The sequence below is a fragment of the Natrinema saccharevitans genome (genome assembly GCF_001953745.1).
In the GTDB taxonomy this organism is placed as follows: Archaea; Halobacteriota; Halobacteria; order Halobacteriales; family Natrialbaceae; genus Natrinema; species Natrinema saccharevitans.
The window spans coordinates 1,748,280-1,765,055 of sequence record NZ_LWLN01000001.1 but is presented as its reverse complement, the minus strand read 5'-3'; the positions used below and the strand labels follow the sequence as shown (position 1 = coordinate 1,765,055).

Annotated in this window: 15 protein-coding genes; 8 read left to right on the top strand and 7 right to left on the bottom strand. The window is 67.0% G+C overall.

Going from position 1 to position 16,776, the window contains the following annotated elements:
* Window positions 1-185: 185 nt before the first annotated feature.
* Window positions 186-1,682, top strand: coding sequence for a cysteine--tRNA ligase (gene cysS / locus A6E15_RS08930; RefSeq protein ID WP_076145603.1), 1,497 nt, complete (start codon window positions 186-188; stop codon window positions 1,680-1,682).
* Window positions 1,683-1,757: 75 nt separating this feature from the next.
* Window positions 1,758-2,981 (top strand): PAS domain-containing sensor histidine kinase, encoded by a 1,224-nt coding sequence (locus A6E15_RS08925; RefSeq protein WP_076145602.1) that lies wholly within the window; start codon window positions 1,758-1,760, stop codon window positions 2,979-2,981.
* A 6-nt stretch (window positions 2,982-2,987) separates the two neighbouring features.
* Here A6E15_RS08925 and A6E15_RS08920 read toward each other — a convergent pair whose 3' ends face one another.
* From A6E15_RS08920 to A6E15_RS08905, 4 genes are all read right to left on the bottom strand, one after another.
* Window positions 2,988-4,079 carry a presenilin family intramembrane aspartyl protease PSH gene (locus tag A6E15_RS08920; RefSeq protein WP_076145600.1) on the bottom strand — a complete coding sequence of 364 codons (1,092 nt, stop codon included), beginning with the start codon at window positions 4,077-4,079 and terminating at the stop codon, window positions 2,988-2,990.
* A gap of 85 nt (window positions 4,080-4,164) precedes the next feature.
* A complete protein-coding gene (locus A6E15_RS08915) occupies window positions 4,165-4,404 on the bottom strand; it encodes an H/ACA ribonucleoprotein complex subunit GAR1 (protein WP_076145598.1) in 240 nt (79 codons plus the stop codon).
* 1 nt (window position 4,405) lies between these two features.
* Window positions 4,406-4,684, bottom strand: coding sequence for a signal recognition particle subunit SRP19 (gene srp19, locus A6E15_RS08910; protein ID WP_066298980.1), 279 nt, complete (start codon window positions 4,682-4,684; stop codon window positions 4,406-4,408).
* Between the two features lie 99 nt (window positions 4,685-4,783).
* A complete protein-coding gene (locus A6E15_RS08905) occupies window positions 4,784-5,887 on the bottom strand; it encodes a PGF-CTERM-anchored ABC transporter substrate-binding protein (protein ID WP_076145596.1) in 1,104 nt (367 codons plus the stop codon).
* Window positions 5,888-5,947: 60 nt separating this feature from the next.
* On the opposite strand from A6E15_RS08905, the gene btuC reads away from it, so the two are divergent.
* The 3 genes from btuC to gatE all read left to right on the top strand — a co-directional run bounded on the left by btuC (window position 5,948) and on the right by gatE (window position 10,372).
* Window positions 5,948-7,051 carry a vitamin B12 ABC transporter permease BtuC gene (gene btuC, locus A6E15_RS08900; protein ID WP_076145595.1) on the top strand — a complete coding sequence of 368 codons (1,104 nt, stop codon included), beginning with the start codon at window positions 5,948-5,950 and terminating at the stop codon, window positions 7,049-7,051.
* Complete coding sequence (locus A6E15_RS08895) at window positions 7,048-8,403, top strand: heme ABC transporter ATP-binding protein (RefSeq protein WP_076145593.1); 1,356 nt, start codon at window positions 7,048-7,050, stop codon at window positions 8,401-8,403. The genes btuC and A6E15_RS08895 overlap by 4 nt, the downstream gene beginning before the upstream one ends.
* 100 nt (window positions 8,404-8,503) lie before the next feature.
* A complete protein-coding gene (gene gatE / locus A6E15_RS08890; RefSeq protein WP_076145591.1) occupies window positions 8,504-10,372 on the top strand; it encodes a Glu-tRNA(Gln) amidotransferase subunit GatE in 1,869 nt (622 codons plus the stop codon).
* Window positions 10,373-10,408: 36 nt separating this feature from the next.
* Here gatE and A6E15_RS08885 read toward each other — a convergent pair whose 3' ends face one another.
* Window positions 10,409-10,891 (bottom strand): Lrp/AsnC family transcriptional regulator, encoded by a 483-nt coding sequence (locus A6E15_RS08885; RefSeq protein WP_076145589.1) that lies wholly within the window; start codon window positions 10,889-10,891, stop codon window positions 10,409-10,411.
* A gap of 179 nt (window positions 10,892-11,070) precedes the next feature.
* On the opposite strand from A6E15_RS08885, the gene A6E15_RS08880 reads away from it, so the two are divergent.
* Window positions 11,071-12,021 (top strand): DMT family transporter, encoded by a 951-nt coding sequence (locus A6E15_RS08880; RefSeq protein ID WP_076145587.1) that lies wholly within the window; start codon window positions 11,071-11,073, stop codon window positions 12,019-12,021.
* Window positions 12,022-12,144: 123 nt separating this feature from the next.
* Window positions 12,145-12,822, top strand: a complete 678-nt coding sequence (locus A6E15_RS08875) for an HTH domain-containing protein (RefSeq protein ID WP_175607230.1) — start codon at window positions 12,145-12,147, stop codon at window positions 12,820-12,822.
* A 160-nt stretch (window positions 12,823-12,982) separates the two neighbouring features.
* Here A6E15_RS08875 and A6E15_RS21380 read toward each other — a convergent pair whose 3' ends face one another.
* Together A6E15_RS21380 and A6E15_RS08865 are read right to left on the bottom strand one after the other, a co-directional pair.
* On the bottom strand, window positions 12,983-13,294 hold the full coding sequence (locus A6E15_RS21380) for a hypothetical protein (protein ID WP_245800550.1): 312 nt from the start codon (window positions 13,292-13,294) through the stop codon (window positions 12,983-12,985).
* Between the two features lie 413 nt (window positions 13,295-13,707).
* Window positions 13,708-14,469: an RNA methyltransferase gene (locus A6E15_RS08865; protein ID WP_076145585.1), complete on the bottom strand. Its 762-nt coding sequence runs from the start codon at window positions 14,467-14,469 to the stop codon at window positions 13,708-13,710.
* Window positions 14,470-15,402: 933 nt separating this feature from the next.
* Here A6E15_RS08865 and A6E15_RS08860 point away from each other — a divergent pair.
* Complete coding sequence (locus A6E15_RS08860; protein ID WP_076145584.1) at window positions 15,403-16,629, top strand: Cdc6/Cdc18 family protein; 1,227 nt, start codon at window positions 15,403-15,405, stop codon at window positions 16,627-16,629.
* Window positions 16,630-16,776 lie beyond the last annotated feature (147 nt).

Genomic DNA, 16,776 nt, shown 5'->3' with positions numbered 1-16,776 from the left:
GTTGCTTAATTTTTGGTCGGTCCGCATCTGCCGAAAACGGCCGCCTTTATTTCACTCGCCGTCCGCATCGAACGCCGGTCGGACCGGAACCGGTCCGCGCGTCTCGGCCGCTCTGCGATCCCGAGCAACCGCCGCGTTCGCGGTGCATCACACCGTTTAACTGTCGTCCGGGGGAAGTGAGCCCAATGACCCTGCACGTGACGAACACGTTGACGGGCGAGAAAGAGCCGTTCGAGCCACAGGATCCGGAGAACGTCTTGCTCTACTACTGTGGCCTGACGGTCTCGGACCCGCCACACTTGGGCCACGCCCGCTCGTGGGTCCACGTCGACGTCATGCACCGCTGGCTCGAGCAGCTCGGCTACGACGTGCGTCACGTCGAGAACTTCACCGACGTCAACGAGAAGATCGTCGCTCGCGTCGGCGAGGACGACCTGGGCGGGAGCGAAGGCGAGGTCGCCGAGAGCTACGTTCGGCGGACGATCGAGGACATGCGCTCGCTGAACCTCCTGCGGGCGGAGGTCTACCCGCGCGTCTCCGAACACGTCCCCGAGATCGTCGACCTCGTCGAGACGCTGATCGAGAAGGGCTACGCCTACGAGTCCAACGGCTCGGTCTACTTCGACGTGACGAGCTTCGAGGAGTACGGCAAGCTCTCGAACCAGGAACTGACGGAGATCGAGTCACAGGGCGACCCCGACGAGCGCTCGGAGAAGCGCCACCCCGCGGACTTCGCGCTCTGGAAGGCCGGCGGCGTCGATCCCGACGCCGTCGAAGAACACCGTCACGAGGGCGTCGACCACGGCGGCGACCCGCCGAAGGGCCTGACCTGGGACTCCCCGTGGGGCGAGGGCCGGCCCGGCTGGCACATCGAGTGTTCGGTTATGAGCATGACCCATCTCGACGAGACGCTGGACATCCACGTCGGCGGCCGCGATCTGGTCTTTCCCCACCACGAGAACGAGATCGCCCAGTCCGAGGCCGCAACCGGCAAGCAGTTCGCCAACTACTGGCTCCACTGCGAACTGTTCCAGATGGACGAGGAGAAGATGTCCTCGAGTCTGGGCAACTTCGTCACGGTCGAGGAGGCGGTCGACCGCTGGGGGACGAACGTCGTGCGTACCTTCCTGACCGCCGGCTCCTACAACAGCCAGCAGCTCTACTCCGACGAGACGATCGCCGAGGCCGAGGAGCGCTGGGACCAGCTCGAGCGGGCCTACGAGGCCGCCGTCGAAACGATCGACTCCCCCGCGGTGAGTTCGAAAGCCGAGGACCCGACGCTGCGCGAGGCGGTCGACGACGCCCGGAAGGCCTTCAGAACCGCGATGAACGACGACTTCAACACCCGGGAGGCCCAGTCCGCGCTGCTGTCGGTCGCGACGGCGATCAACCGCCACCTCGAGGACGCGAGCGACGACTCCGACTACCGCGGGCTCCGCCGGGCCGTCGAGGCGCTCGAGGAACTGGGCGACGTCCTCGGGCTCTCCTTCGACGGCTCGACGACCGGCTCGGCCGAACTCGCCGGCGACGTGATCGAACTCGTCCTCGAGATCCGCGAGCGGGAACGCGAGGCGGGCAACTACGAGCGCGCCGACGAACTCCGCGACGAACTCGCGGCGCTGGGAATCGAGGTACAGGATTCGGACGACGGCCCGACCTATCGGCTCCCCGACGACGGGTAAGCCACGGGCACGAACCGCTCCGTTCTCGGGCCAGTCGGCAACACCGCTCAAGTAGGTCGCGGCCCATCGGGCGGTATGGGTGATCCAAGCACGGATGCGCTGGTCGCGGCCGGATTCGACGCGTTACCCGCACGCGTCGCGATCCTCGACGCGTCGGGGACGATCGTCGACACGAACGAGCCCTGGGAGTCGTTCGGCGACGAGCAGGGGTTGGCCCGGACTGCGGGCGGCGTCGGGAGTAACTACCTCGCGGTCTGTGAGGCGAGCGACGATCCCGACGCGACCGAGACCGCGCGCGGGATCCGCGAGATCGCCGCCGGCGACAGCGAGTCGTTCCACCTCGAGTACCCCTGCCACACGCCGGGCGAGGACGGCTGGTACCTGTTAGACGCCAGGTCGTACGACTACGCCGGCGAGCGGTACGTCCTCGTCATGCACGTCGACATCACCGAGCGCAAACTCCTCGAGCGGCGGACGCAGGAACAGGCCGACCGGATGGAGTCGTTCGCCAAACTGCTCTCACACGACCTCCGGAACCCGCTTTCGGTCGCGCTGGCGCACACGGAGATGCTCGAACTGGACGACGGCGTCGACCTCGGTGACGACGGCGACGAGAACCCGTTGCGCGCCTCACTCGAGCGCATGGAGGAGATCATCGACGAGGCGCTGCTTCTCACGACGATCGACGCGGTCGAGGAGACCGAACTCCTGGCGCTCTCGCGGGCCGTCGAGACCGCCTGGACCACCGTCCGAACGGACGGCGCGAGCGTCGCCGTCGTCGACGACGTCGCGATCCGGGCCGATTCGTCGCTGCTTACCCACCTCTTCGAGAACCTGTTTCGAAACGCTGTCGAACACGGTTCGACAAGTCTTGCTTCGCGCGCTCAGCAGGACGCCGTCGAGCCATGCTCGACGAACCCTGACTCGCAAACTCGTCAGGCCGCCGTCGAACACGGGGGAGACGGCCCCCGTATCGAGATCGGGACCCTCGAGTCGGCGTCCAGCGGCGAGAGCACCGGCCCAGCGGAGTCGATCGAAGGCGAGCTCGAGGCCGCCGACTGGTCGGTCGAGGCGGCCGACTACGACGGCTTCTACGTCGAAGACGACGGCCCCGGAATCCCGCCCGACGAGCGCGAGCGAGTCTTCGAGAGCGGCTACTCGAGCGCCGGCGGGTCGGGCTTCGGGCTGGCGATCGTCAGCGACGTCGTCGACGCCCACGGCTGGTCGATCTCGGTCGCGTCGGGACGAAACGGCGGCGCTCGGTTCGAGGTACGCGGCGTCACCGTGCTCGACCGATAACCGGGGTCAGAACCCGACCGCGGTCGCGATCGAGACGCCGCTGGCGAGCGCACCGAGCAGATAGCCCACGATCGCCCCGCCGTTCAACAGCGGGAGGCCGGCGTGGGCCCGTCCCTCGATCACCATGTACATGAGGACGAGCAGGCCGGCGATCGTCCCCAGCGACGCGCCGAGGGCCGCAAGGTTCAACGCGATCCCCGACACCGCGATCGCCCCGGCCTCGAGGAACGACGCCGCGCTGGCGACCAGCACCGTCGGGATGACGGCGTCGCCCAGCCCGATGAAGAAGGCGTCGCGCTCGAGGACGTCGTCGTCCGGGCTCGCCCCGTCGTCGGTCGTGGCCGCCCCATCGTCGTTCTCGGCCGCTCCGTCGCCGCTCTCGGCCGTGGCCGTCACGTCGTCGCCCGCGTCCTCGCGTTCGGCGACCGGCCGGCCGCCGTCGGCGGCGCTTTCGTCCTCGAGGGCGTCTTCGGCGCTGCCGGCCGCGAGATAGGAGTAAGAGAGCGTCGTCGGCACGACGAGGACGACCGGAATCTTGAGGTCCATCACGCCCTCGGCGAGATCGAGCATGTGTTCGGTGCCGTAGACGCTGATGGCGTCGTAGACGGCAAGCACCGAGAGCAACAACAGGGCCGGCAGGAGGCCGAAGCTGATCCCGAAGAGGGCGGCGGCACCGGCCCCCATCACGATCCCCGCGGCGTCGATGACGTACCACTCGGGATACCACAGCAGAGCGGCACCGACGGCCAGCGAAACGAGGATGGCGAGGGCGTCCGCGACGCCGGCCGGGGCGATCGGCTCGACGACGGCGGGCACGAGTTCGGCGAAGACGTACCACGAAATCATCACGCTGACGCCGACCAACAGGAGCCTGATCAACCCCTCGAGGTCGTACCGGAAGGCGGCGAGCATCAGCGCGGTCGCGACGAGCATGATGCCGACGTAAAAGATGCTGTTGGTCGGATCCTGCGGGTTCTCGACGGCCTGTCGTCCCGACTGGTCGAACGGCTCGACCAGCGCCAGGGCACCGATCTGGACGGCGACGAACAGCAGGACCGTCGCGCCGACGGCGGCGAGGATCCGGCTCCGATCGTTCATGCGGCGGGATTCGAACCCCGCTCATATCGGCTTTTTCACTCGAGGGCCGGGCAGTGGCGGAGAGGATCTCCGGGAGGAGCGACCGCTATCGCGCGTACAGCGTCGACCCGACCAGCGCGGGCAGGTGGATGCCGTCGTCGGGCGTCACCGCCAGATACGGCCGCGAGACCGGGCCGAAGACGTCGACCACGCGGCCGATCGCCTCGAGGTCGTCGTCGAGGACCGTCGTCCCGATCTCGTCGCGGTGGGCGTCGCCGTCCGTCTCGTCCGCCCGGAGGACCGCGAGGCCCTGTGCGGTGCGGACGACGCGTCCGACCCGGCGCATCTCACTCGCGCATCGCGACGACGTACGCCGCGACGGCTTGGACGAGGTCGTTCTTCGAGTCGTCGGCCCCGCGGACGACGACCCGGCCCCGGTCGGCCCAGTGTTCCCGGGAGTAGGCCTTGTCCCGCTCGATCGTGGCGTCGTACCCGATCTGCTGGACGGCCTTCGCGATCTCGTCGACCGTCGGTTCCTCGACCGCCAGGTCCTCGGACACGCGCCGTCCCTCGGCCCGCGAGAGGGCCGCATCGAGATAGGCGGGCCAGATGACGTTCTCGACCATGCGCGTTCCTGTGCGGTCCGGCGAGTAAACCCTTTTCAAAACGATACGTCAGTCCGGGGGGCACGGCGAACCGAACGAACAGGATACGGGCCGCGAACGCTATCGGCGTCGAGCGACGACTCCGGCGGCGGCCAGCAAGGCGACCAGCGCGGCTGTCGCGCCGAAGCCGGGGATGGCGCTTTCGTCGTCCTCGTCGCTCTCCGATCCGTCGTCCGACTCGTTTCCGTCGTCGCCGTACTCCTCGTCGACGTCCTCGAGGTCGCCCTCGATGTCGTCGTACACGTCGGGGTGGACCTCCTCGACGATCGTCTCGATCGCGTAGACGACGTTGGGGCCGGGCTGGCTCATCGCGTTGTCGTCGACGGCGACGACGTTGCCCTCGCTGACGGCGGTCGTCCCCTCGAGGGCTCCCGCAGACGGCGGCGACTCCGTCCGGTCCGGGTAGACGATCCACTCGGGGTTCGCATCGACGACGACTTCGGAGTTCAGCCGCACCCACCCCGTCTGGCCCTCCTCGGCTGCCAAATTGGTGAGGCCGGCGGTCGTCATCACCTCGTGCTGGAACGTCTCCGTGCCGTGGGTGTTGCCGTTCTCGCCGCCGTCGTAGTATGCAAGCGGTGCGGACTCGTTCTCGAGCGCGTCCTCGTAGATCTCGAGTCGCTCGTCCATCCACCGGATCGTCGCCTCGGCACCGTCACATTCGCCGGTCACCTGGCCGGTCACGCGGACGTTCTCGCGAACGTCCTCGAGGGAGGTGGCGGTGTCGAGGACGACGACCGTGATCCCGGCGTCCTCGAGCTGCTCGAGGAGGTCCTCGTTGTAGAGGGCGACGTTCGCGGCGAGGACGACGTCGGGGTTCAGACCGATGATCTCCTCGGCGACGGGCGTCGCGCCGTCGTCGCCGGAGATGTCCGTCCTGTCGCCAGCGTCGAGCGACTCGGTGTACTGGCCGACGGGCATCCCGACGACCGTGTCCTCGGCGCCGATGGAGTAGGCGAGTTGCGCGTCGCCCGGATAGAGCGTGACGACCGACTCGGGTTCGTCCTCGATCGTCACGTCCTCGCCGGTCGCGTCGGTCATCGTGAGCGGGTACTCACACTGTGGGTGGGACTCCTGTGCTGCCGCTCCGGCGCCGGCCACGGCGGGCCCGATCGCCGAAACTGTAAGGAGAACTGTCAGAATGACGGCTAGCTGTCGTCGCATCGGGAACACATCACTCCCACTTCAACAAATATTTGCCTACTGCAAGCGAGGTTGGGACGAATGCAACGACGGGCCCGAACGGTGGTGTGGTCGGCGGGGTTGAGCGTCCTGCTCGTGGCCGTCGTCGTCGGCAGCGCCGCGCTCGGGCCCGTCGGTATCGATCCACTGATCGTCGCGATGGCGATCCTCAACGGGATCGCCGTTCCGTCGGGGATCGACACCGGAACCGCGACGCTACCCTTGCTCGAGTGGACCGTTCCGATGCCCGGCCTCGAGTTTTCGTCCGCGTTCTCGTTCCCGGTCGACGAGACACACGAGTACATCGTCGTCCAACTTCGGCTCCCGCGGATCGTTCTCGCGGCGACGGTCGGGTTCGGGCTCGCCGCCGCGGGGACGGTGATGCAGGGGTTCTTCCGGAACCCGCTCGCGGATCCGTCGATCATCGGCGTCTCCTCTGGCGGCGCGGCCGGCGCGGTCGCGGCCATCGCGTTTCCCGCGCTCGTTCCGTTCGGGAACCTCCATCTTGCCGCGTTCGTCGGCGCGCTCGCGACGGCGTTTCTCGTCTACGGGATCGCGACCGAGGGCGGACGGACGCCGGTCGCGACGCTGTTGCTCTCCGGCGTCGCCGTTCAGGCCTTCCTCGGCGCGATGATCTCGTACATGCTCATCCACAGCGGCGACGGACTCAGAGCGGCCGTCGTCTGGCTGATGGGGAGCCTGCGGGACCGCGGCTGGAGCGACGTCGCGTTCGCGCTGCCGATCTCGGTCGTGGGCGTCCTCGTGCTGGCGACGTACGCGCGGGAACTCAACGTTCTCCTGCTCGGCGAGGAGGACGCCCACCACCTCGGTGTCGAGGTCGAGCGGACCAAGCTCCTCCTGCTCGCACTCGCGAGTATCGTCACGGCGGCGGGGGTCGCCGTCACGGGCGTCATCGGCTTCGTCGGACTGGTCGTCCCCCACATCATGCGGCTGCTCGTCGGGCCGGACCACCGGGTCCTGTTTCCCACGAGCGCACTCGCCGGCGGGTCGTTTCTGGTCGTGACGGACACGATCGCGCGGTGGCCGACCGGCCCGACCGAAGTCCCGGTCGGCATCGTCACGGCGGCGCTCGGTGCCCCGTTCTTCCTGTTCCTGCTCACGCATCGGGAGGTGTATTCGACATGACGCCGGCCGACCGCGGCTCCGGTGCCGACCGCGAGCCCAGCCCGCGAACTGCCCTCGAGCCGGCGGCGATCTCGATCGCGGACTGTTCGCTGTCGTTCGGCGACCTCGAGGTCCTCGAGGACGTTTCGCTGACGATCGAGCCCGGCGAGTTCGTCGGCGTCGTCGGTCCCAACGGGGCCGGCAAGACCACCCTGCTTCGGCTGATCAGCGGCGCACTCGAGCCCGATTCGGGGTCGATCGAGATCGACGGGACCGACGTTCACGGGCTCTCCTCGCGGGCCTCGAGTCGGCTCGTCTCGGTCGTGCCCCAGGACACGACGCTGTCGTTTTCGTTCCCCGTCCGCGACGTCGTCGAGATGGGGCGACACCCGCATCGCTCCCGGTTCTCGTCGGCGACGCCCGAAGACCGGGCGGCGGTCGAGCGCGCCCTCGAGCGGACCCGGACCGCGGAGCTGGCCGACCGGCCGATCGACGAGGTCAGCGGCGGCCAGCGCCAGCGGGTCGTACTGGCGCGGACGATCGCCCAGGAGACGCCGGTCATGCTGCTGGATGAACCAACCGCGAGCCTCGACGTCAACCATCAGGTCGAGACGCTCGAGCTGGTCCGGGAGCTGGTCGCGGAAGGCCGGACGGTCGTCGCGGCGATCCACGACCTCGAGCTGGCCGCCCGCTACTGCGATCGGCTCGTGTTGCTCGCGGACGGGCGGGTCGCGGCGGACGGGCCGCCCTCGAGCGTGTTGACGCGGGAGGCGCTCGCGGACTCGTTCGACGCGAACGCAGTCGTGACGCCGAGTCCGGTGACCGGGACCGAGACGGTCACCGCGTTCGCGGCCGACCGCGAGGCGGGGCCGCTACCGGACCGGGTTCACGTCCTGGGGACCGGCACCGCCGCGGCCGGCGTCGTCGCTCGCCTCGAGGCCGCGGGCGTCGGCGTCTCGATTGGCCCGGTCTCGAGCGGCGACGCGGCGGCGGAAACGGCCCGCTCGCTCGAAATCGAAACCGTCGTGACGGAGCCGTTCGCCCGGCCGAGTACCGCGGAGCTGGAGAGCGTCGAGTCGTTGATTCGGGAGGCCGAGACGACGGTCCTCGCGGATTTCGTCGTCGGGGCGGGCACCCAGTCGCTGCTCGGCCCCCTCGACGAGACGGACCCGCTCGTGCTGGTCGAGACGCGGCCGTTCGCCGAGCGGAACTTCGCCGGCGGCGAGGCGCGGGAGCGCTACGAACGGTATCGCGAACGCGGGCTCGAGGTGCCGGGCAGTCGCGTCCTCGAGGCAGTCTCGACGGTCGGTGCGGATCGGTCGCTATCGCGATCGTCGCCCCCGGCCGACTCGCGGGAGTCCTCCGACGACTGACGGCGACGCAGACGAGTGACTGCGGGCCAGTCCCGAGTGGACAGGGGCTGGCGAGCCGGACTGGACGGTTTTTTACCCCTCCGCCACCGAGTGGCCGCCAATGACCGAGTACGACTACGACGAGCTCGGACTCGTCGCCGGGCTGGAGATCCACCAGCAACTCGACACGGCGACGAAGCTGTTCTGTCAGTGTCCGACCGAGCTTCGCGAGCCCGAGGCGTCGACGCGAACGTTTTCGCGCTACCTGCATCCCACCCGGAGCGAACTGGGCGAACTCGACGACGCCGCCGTCGAGGAGAGCAGGGTCGACCGCGAGTTCGAGTACCTCGCCTACGATACGACCTGTCTCGTCGAGGAAGACGACGAACCGCCCCACGAGTTGGACGAGGAGGCCCTCGAGACCGCCCTCGAGATCGCCCAGCTCATGGACATGCGCCCGGTCGATCAGGCCCACGTCATGCGCAAGATCGTCGTCGACGGCTCGAACACGACGGGCTTCCAGCGCTCGTCGCTGATCGCCACCGACGGCGCGATCGAGACCAGCGAGGGCGCGGTCGGCATCGAGGACCTCCTGCTCGAGGAGGAGAGTGCCCAACGCGTCGAGGAAACCGACGACGGGGTTCGCTACAGCCTCGATCGGCTCGGGATCCCGCTGGTCGAGATCGGCACGAGCCCGGACATCTCGACGCCGGAACAGGCGCTCGAGGCCGCCGAGCGGATCGGGATGCTGCTTCGCTCGACGGGCAAGGTCAAGCGCGGGCTGGGGACGATCCGCCAGGACGTCAACGTCTCCATCGCGGAGGGCGCCCGCGTCGAGATCAAGGGCGTCCAGAGCTTGGACGACATCGACGACATCGTGCGCAACGAGGTGGCCCGACAGGCCGAACTCGTCGAGATCGCCGACGAACTCGCGGATCGCGAGGCGTCGGTCGGCGAGGTGCAGGACGTGACCGAGGTCTTCGAGGACACCGATAGCGGCGTCATCTCGGGAGCGCTGAACGCGGGCGGTGCCGTCACGGCGGTGACGCTCTACGGCTTCGACGGGCTCGTCGGCCGCGAGATCGCCCCCGATCGCCGGCTCGGGACCGAACTCTCCGATCACGCAAAGCGCCACGGCGCGGGTGGGATCTTCCACACCGACGAACTACCGGCCTACGGCGTCACCGAGGATGAGGTCGCCGACCTGCGTGATGCCGTCGGTGCCGGCCCCCAGGACGCCGTCGCCATCGTCGCCGCCGACACCGGGGTGGCGGAATCGGCGATCGAGGCGGCCGCCGAGCGCGCCGGGACCGCCCTCGAGGGCGTCCCCGAGGAAACCCGCGGCGCGAACGACGACGGGACGACCCGCTATCTCCGTCCGCTTCCGGGCGCGGCGCGGATGTACCCCGAGACGGACGTGCCGCCGGTCGAACCCGACCCGAGCGAGGTGCCCGAGCCCGAACTGTTGACCGAGAAGGTTGAACGGTACCAGGACGAGTACGACCTCGGCGAGGGGCTGGCCGAACAGGTCGCCTACGGCGAGTACATGCCGCTGTTCGAGGACGTCGTCGCCGAGGGGATCGATCCCACGCTGGCCGCGACGACGCTCGAGTCGACGCTGACCGAAGTCCGCCGTGACGGCGCGCCAGTCGAGAACCTGACCCGCGACCACCTCGAGGGCGTTCTCCGACTGGTCGAGGACGGCGACCTGCCGAACGAGGGCGTGCCGGACCTGCTCGCGGCGCTGGCCGAGAAGCCGGACCGGACGGCCGCAACGGCGGCCGAGGAAGCCGGACTCGGCGGGGCCGAGGAAGACGAGGTCCGCGAGGCCGTCGTCGAGGTCGTCGAACGCAACGCGGGACAAGTCGAGGAGGAAGGTATGCAGGCCTTCTCCGGGCTCATGGGCGAGTGCATGGGCGCGCTCCGCGGGAAGGCCGACGGCGACCTCGTGAGCGAACTCCTGCGCGAGGAGATTCAGAAACGGGCGTAAGTCGCTCGAAACGTAATTTCACTGACGCCGCGGTCCTCACTCGTCGACGAGTTCCTCCAGCAGCGTCTCTAACTCGTAGCTCTGGAGCGCGTCCCGTTCTTCGATCGCCGAGATGACGAACGTCGAGTCGGTTCGTTCGACGCCCTCGAGTTGTTCGAACTCGGCGATCAGGCGTTCGACCATGCCGCTGTCGCTCAGGCGCGCGACGACGATGAAGTCCGTCTCGCCCATCGTGAAGTAGACGTTCGTGACTCCCTCGACGGTCAGGAGCCGGTCCGCGAACGTCTCGTAGGAGCCCTGATAGTCCGCGTGAACCTCGATCAGGACGGTGACACCGAGCCCGAGTTCCTCGAGGTCGATATCGTAGCGGTCGTTCTCGATGATTCCCTCCTCTCGGAGGTTGTTGAGGCGGTAGTGGATCGTCGAGATCGGAATGTCGGTCGCCTCGTGGAGCCGTTCGGGACTCCCCGTCTCGAGTTCGGCGATCGCCTTGAGCAGGCGCACGTCGCGTTCGTCCATAGGTCGGATTCGACCCCGACCAACATGTGTCTTCCGACCGATACAATTGGACCTTTCTACAATTGAAACGCGTTTAGCGGTGGTCGATTCGGAATATATTCATATGTGTGGTTTTTAGCTCTCAAAACACCGCGTGCTTGTAGAAGGAGCTAAATACGTCCGTGATTTCCGAATGGAGTATGAGTACAATCGATTGGGTTCCAGATGGGTACCGCGAAGCGGTACTTTTTTCGATACTCGCGCTATGCTGGGGGAGTTCGTTCGTCGCGATCGAGATCGGACTCGAGTACGTTCCGCCGCTCCTGTTCGCCGGCTTTCGGTACGCGATCGCGGGCGCGATCGTCTTCGCATACGCGGCCGTGATGAACGATCGGGTTCGACCGGCGGGCCGAGGGGAGTGGGCGGCAGTCGCCGTCGCCGGGACGTTCGTCATCGCGCTCTATCACGGCCTGTTGTATCTCGGCGAACTGTACGTGTCGGGCGCGGTCGCGGCGACGATCGTTAGCACGGCACCGATCCTGACGGCAGGGTTCGCGGGCGTGGTACTCCCCGAGGAGCGACTGGCTCCCGCCGGGATCGCGGGCTTCGTTCTCGGTCTGGTGGGCGTGATCGCCGTCGTTCAGCCGTCGTCGGCCGCGCTCGGGAGCGACGTGACCGTCGGCGCTGCTCTCGTGTTCGGCTCGGCCGTCGCGTTCGCACTCGGGAGCGTCCTCGTCCGCCCGATCGACTCGGCGCTACCGATCGAGACGCTCCAGGCGTGGGCGATGCTCATCGGGGCCGGCGTGTTGCTCGGCTGGGCGTTCCTGCGCGGGGAGTCGGTCGCGGCGATCGAACTGACGTCGGCGACGGTTCTCTCCTTTAGCTATCTGACGCTCGTCTCCGGCGTGTTCGCGTTCTTCCTCTACTTCGAGTTGCTCGAGCGAACCGGCGCGACGCAGGTCATCCTGGTCAGCTACGCCGAGCCGGTGGTCGCGATGGGGGTGAGCTGGATCGCGCTGGGATATCTCGTCGATTCGCTCACGCTCGTCGGTCTGGTAACGATCCTCGCGGGCTTCGTCATGATCAAACGCGAGGCCCTGCGGTCCGTGCTTCGCTCGGCGGTCGGAGGGACGTCCTCAAAGACCCCATAAGTCGGCAGTCACGAGGCAGACGCGACGTCTACGGCTCTGTCTGGCCGAGCGAGTCCTGGCCATATCTGCACCGTCAGAAACAGTTATTAACGCGCACGTTGGCCGACAGCCTGACCGAGAACGATGCAAAGAGACACCGACCACACGGACCGTACCGTGGTGTGTCACGTGCGCGCACCGCTGTTGCTCGAGCCGATCGACGAGCAGATCGAGACCCTGCAGGCGTGCGAGACGGAGGGAGCGATCGACGACCTGCTGTTGCGAAGCTGGCCCAAGGAGGTCTCGCTCTCCGATGAGAGCCCCCATCGGGAGGTCCTCGAGAACTACGAGCGATTCAGGGGGTGGGCCGCCGACCGCGGCGTGAGCGTCCGCCCGCCGTTCCGGGAGCGGGAAACGACCTCGCAGGTCACCGGCGAGACCCGCGAGCGGCTCGTGACGCCGCTTCTGTGTCTCGAGGTCTACGAGGGCGATGACCTGATCGGGGTCTTTCCCCACACCGACGAGCGGACCGAGGAAACCTACACGACCGACGAAGCGATCGCGACGCTTCGGACCGGCGCGGTGCCGACCCCGCTCGAGCCGGTCGACGACGAGTCCGCGCCCGATACCGACGGTGGCCCGGACGCGCCAATCTCGGATCCGTGTCCCGACTGCGGCGGGGAGTTGATCGACGGACAGGGGCTGTTCGCCTGCGGCGACTGCGGCTGGGTCGGGCGGATGACCGACTCCGGGCGGTACGTCGCCGAGGCGGCAGCGTCCGAGGCGACGGCGGAACGGCAGCCATCACCGCAGTCTCGGTAATTCACGGTCGAACAACCCGCAATCACGGCCTCGTCGATCACCTTCACGGTACTGTTGATCGCCTTCAGGGTCCCGTCGATGGTCTCCGTTTCGGTCGCGAACGCGACGAATCGGACGCCGTCCCGGCGGCGCGTGTGCGGACTCACTCGCTGTCGCGGAGTTACTCGTCGACCAGATCGCCGCTGTACTCGGCGTCGACCGCGACGGCCGGCCCGTCCTGGCCGAACGACACCGAATCGGCGTCGGTTCTCAGCGCCGACTCGAGGCGATCGCGGTCGACGCTGGCCTCGTCGGCGTAGGTGACGACGGCGCTCGCGGTCGCGTCGCCGTCGCCGAGGGAAAGCTGTTGGTGCGCGCCGTTTGCCCCCTCGAACGCGCCGAAGGCGAACTCGAGCGTGTCCGAGGACACCTGCTCGTTGCCGAGGGTCGCGGGATCGAAAGCGTCGGTTTCCGCGTACCGACAGAGCGCCATCCCGTCGGTCGAACTGGCGCGGAGGAGCCACTCGAAGTCCTCGTCGACGGCGTGTTTGGGCTTCCGATCGCCGATGGCCGTCTCGAGGACGCGCTCGACGGCTGTAACCGGTTCGAAGCGTAGGCGGGAAAGTCGCCGCTCTCGCCGTCGATGTTCGTGTCACCGGCCGATTCGTCGGAGCCGTCGTCGGAGTCGCCGTCGGACTCGTCCCCGGTGCCGTCGTCGGAGTCGTTACCGTCGTCTGACGACCCCGAACAGCCGGCCAGAAATGCCATCCCCGTTCCCAGCAGTCCCAACGTCGTTCGTCGGCGACAGGTAGTCATGGTCAGGTGATGGCCACTGAACCGTATTATTATACTGGCCGCTTTCGCCGATATTTAGTGGCGTTGACAGCCTGAGCGCCCCTTCAACGGTCAGTCCTCGGCCGGCCGCTCGGTCGCCCGGCGGAGGAGGCCGAGCAGGGTGTTGGCCTCGCGTTCGGTCAGGTCAGCACGACCGAACACCCGTCTGAGCATCCGCATCGTCTTGTCGCGTTTCTCGTCGGGGTGGTTGATCTCGGTCAGGAGGTCGTCCCACTGGCCGTAGAGCCGGTCGACGGTCTCCTCGGGGGCACGAACCCGTTCGACGTCCGGTAACTGCGTCGCCTCGAGCGCGAGCGACCGGAGTTCGTAGAGCGTGACGGTCGCGGCCTGCCCGAGGTTGAGGACGGGGTAGTCCGCGCTCGCGGGGATCGAACAGATCTCGTCGATCCGGGCCAGTTCCTGGTTGGTCAGCCCGACGCGCTCGCGGCCGAACACGAGCGCGGTCGGTGCCTCGACGGTCGGCAGCCGGTCGGCCAGCTCCGCAGGGGTCGAGTAGGGAAACCGCGTGTGGCTTCGGTCGTCCTCGTTGGTCACCGCCGTACAGCCGATCGTGTGGTAGTTCTCGGCGAGGTGATCGAAGGTGATCCCCTCGGCTTCGGGCAGGACGTCCTCTCGAGCGTGGCCCGCGTAGCCGTAGGCCTCGCCGTCGGGATCGAGTTCGGGCGGGTCGATCAACAGCAACTCCTCGAAGCCGAAGTTCTTCATCGAGCGGGCGATCGTGCCGACGTTGCCTGGTGACTGAGCGTCGACGACGGCGACGGCCGGTACCGTTCTGGCCGTCGCGTCCGCGGTGGGTTCGGACTCCCCACTCATCGGTTCGGCGCTCGGACGGCCGCGAGTCGATATCGTTCGATGCCTCGGCGATCGGTCGATAGGGAGTCCGTGCCGAGACCGCCGGGAAGATCGAGTACGATCGACGCGGCGGAAGCGAGACGTGCGCTCATAGCCGGAGTAGTGATCGGAACCGCAAAAAGGAGTCCGTTCGCGAGTGGCCGCAACCGATTGTTGTATGATATCACAAGACAACTGCTGGTCTAGCTATTGGATGACCTATTCCTGGATGAACTAGCTAGTCTAGATAGCTAGTCTAGACGGTCTAGTTAGTATCTAGATGTAGTAGTATCTAGACGTGGAGTTACGTAGCATTGTGTGCTTCTCGTCGACTGCGCCGATATACGGGGCCGTTTCCGCCGATCACCGTTCCGCAGCCGTCGGACTGGACTCAGTGAGAGAGGGACACACCCCCCTCGCGTTTGTAACCGCGATTGCGCGTGGGGGTTTCGTTCGCGAACACACCTCCGCCGCGGATGAAAGACCGGTCCCCGATTCGTCTCATACGACCCAAATCGGGCAATACCGCTCGAGCCACCCCACCCGTTTCCCGTTACAAACGCGACGGGGGTGTGCCCCCTCGAGCGAGTCGCGATTCGAACGTTCGACCGGTGCAGCGGTTCGGTTTCGACCGCGGTCTCGGATTCGGACCACGCGCAGTGTCCGCGACACAACGCTCGGAATCGATCGATACTGGCAGCTTCGTGGCCTGTTGCATCGGTTTTACACCCGCGATGGGGGTGCCCGTTCCGCGGATCGATCGGTTTCGGCGTTAGAAGCGCGAGGGCGGCGGTACGCCGTACGTACGCTCAGTCGTCCGAAAACTGGCGCTCGAGTCGCTTACCCGACGTGTTTACATCCGCGATCGATCTCCACAGGTTTATTTCAGTCGAGTTGAAAGGGGCGGCCACTGCAATGGCCGCCAACGACGATCGAGATCCGCTCTTTCGGTACGACGACCCCGTCTTCGCCGACGAGCGCCTGCTCGAGATCACGCACCTGCCCGGGCCGGACCGGATCGTCGGTCGCGACGAACAGATGCAACGGGTTGCGGACGCCCTGAACCCGGCGATCTTCGGGAGCGAGCCCAACCACCTGTTTATCTTCGGCAAGACCGGGACCGGCAAGTCGCTCATCTCGCGGTCGGTCACCCAGCGCGTGATCACCGAGGCCGAAAACGACGACGTCACCGTGAAGTACGCCTTCATCGACTGCGGGGAGCAAAATACCGAGGCCTCCATCGTCAAGACGATCGCTCAGATCGTCAACGAACCCGACGCGAGCGGGGTCACCGTCCCCGATCGGGGGCTCGGGACCGGCGACTACTACAAGCGGCTCTGGCAGGCCGTCGATCACTGCACCGACGTGACGATCGTCATTCTCGACGAGATCGACATGCTCGAGGACGACGAAGTACTGCGCAAACTCTCCCGGGCCGGCGAGAACCGCCGGATCTCGGACTCGAGCATCGGCATCATCGGCATCTCGAACAAGATCGATTTCCCCGATCACCTCTCCGAACGCGTCAAGTCCAGCCTCTCGCGGGACGAACTCGTCTTCTCGCCGTACGACGCCAATCAACTCGTCGAGATCCTCGAGAAGCGCCGCGACGCGTTCCACGACGGCGTCCTCTCGGACGACGTGATCCCGTTGACCGCCGCGCTCGCGGCCCAGGAACACGGCGACGCGCGCAAGGCGATCGACATCCTCCGGAACGCCGGCCGGATCGCCAAGAAGCGAAACGACACCCGCGTGACGGCCGATCACGTCCGGGACGCCAAGGAAAAGACCGAGGCCGACCGCTTCAACGAACTCATCGAGGGCTCGCCCCAGCAGGCCAAGGCGATCCTCTACTCGCTGACCCTGCTGACCGAGAACAGTCAGGAAAAGGAGTTCCCGACGAAGATCATCTACAACCAGTACAAGGAGATCGCCCGCCGGCTCGACTTCGACGTCCTCTCGGAACGCCGGGTTCAGGAAATCCTGCAGGAGCAGAACTTCCTCAACGTGATCCAGTCCGAGCGCGAGGGCCGGGGACGCGGCCGGGGCGCACACGCGAAACACCGCCTGCTCGAGAACCCCTCGATCGTCAAGAAGGTGCTGCTGCGTGACTCGCGGCTGGCGATCCTCGAGGAGGAGTGACGACGGATCCCTCGGGCGTCCCGACCTGTGCGGACTCCGACTGCTGGCGTCGGCAGTCCTGTGACGATTTCCGATTATCCACGCTCGACCGGAGCGTTTCCTGAACGGTCCTTCCCAACGAGCGAACAGAAAATCACAAAACAGTGT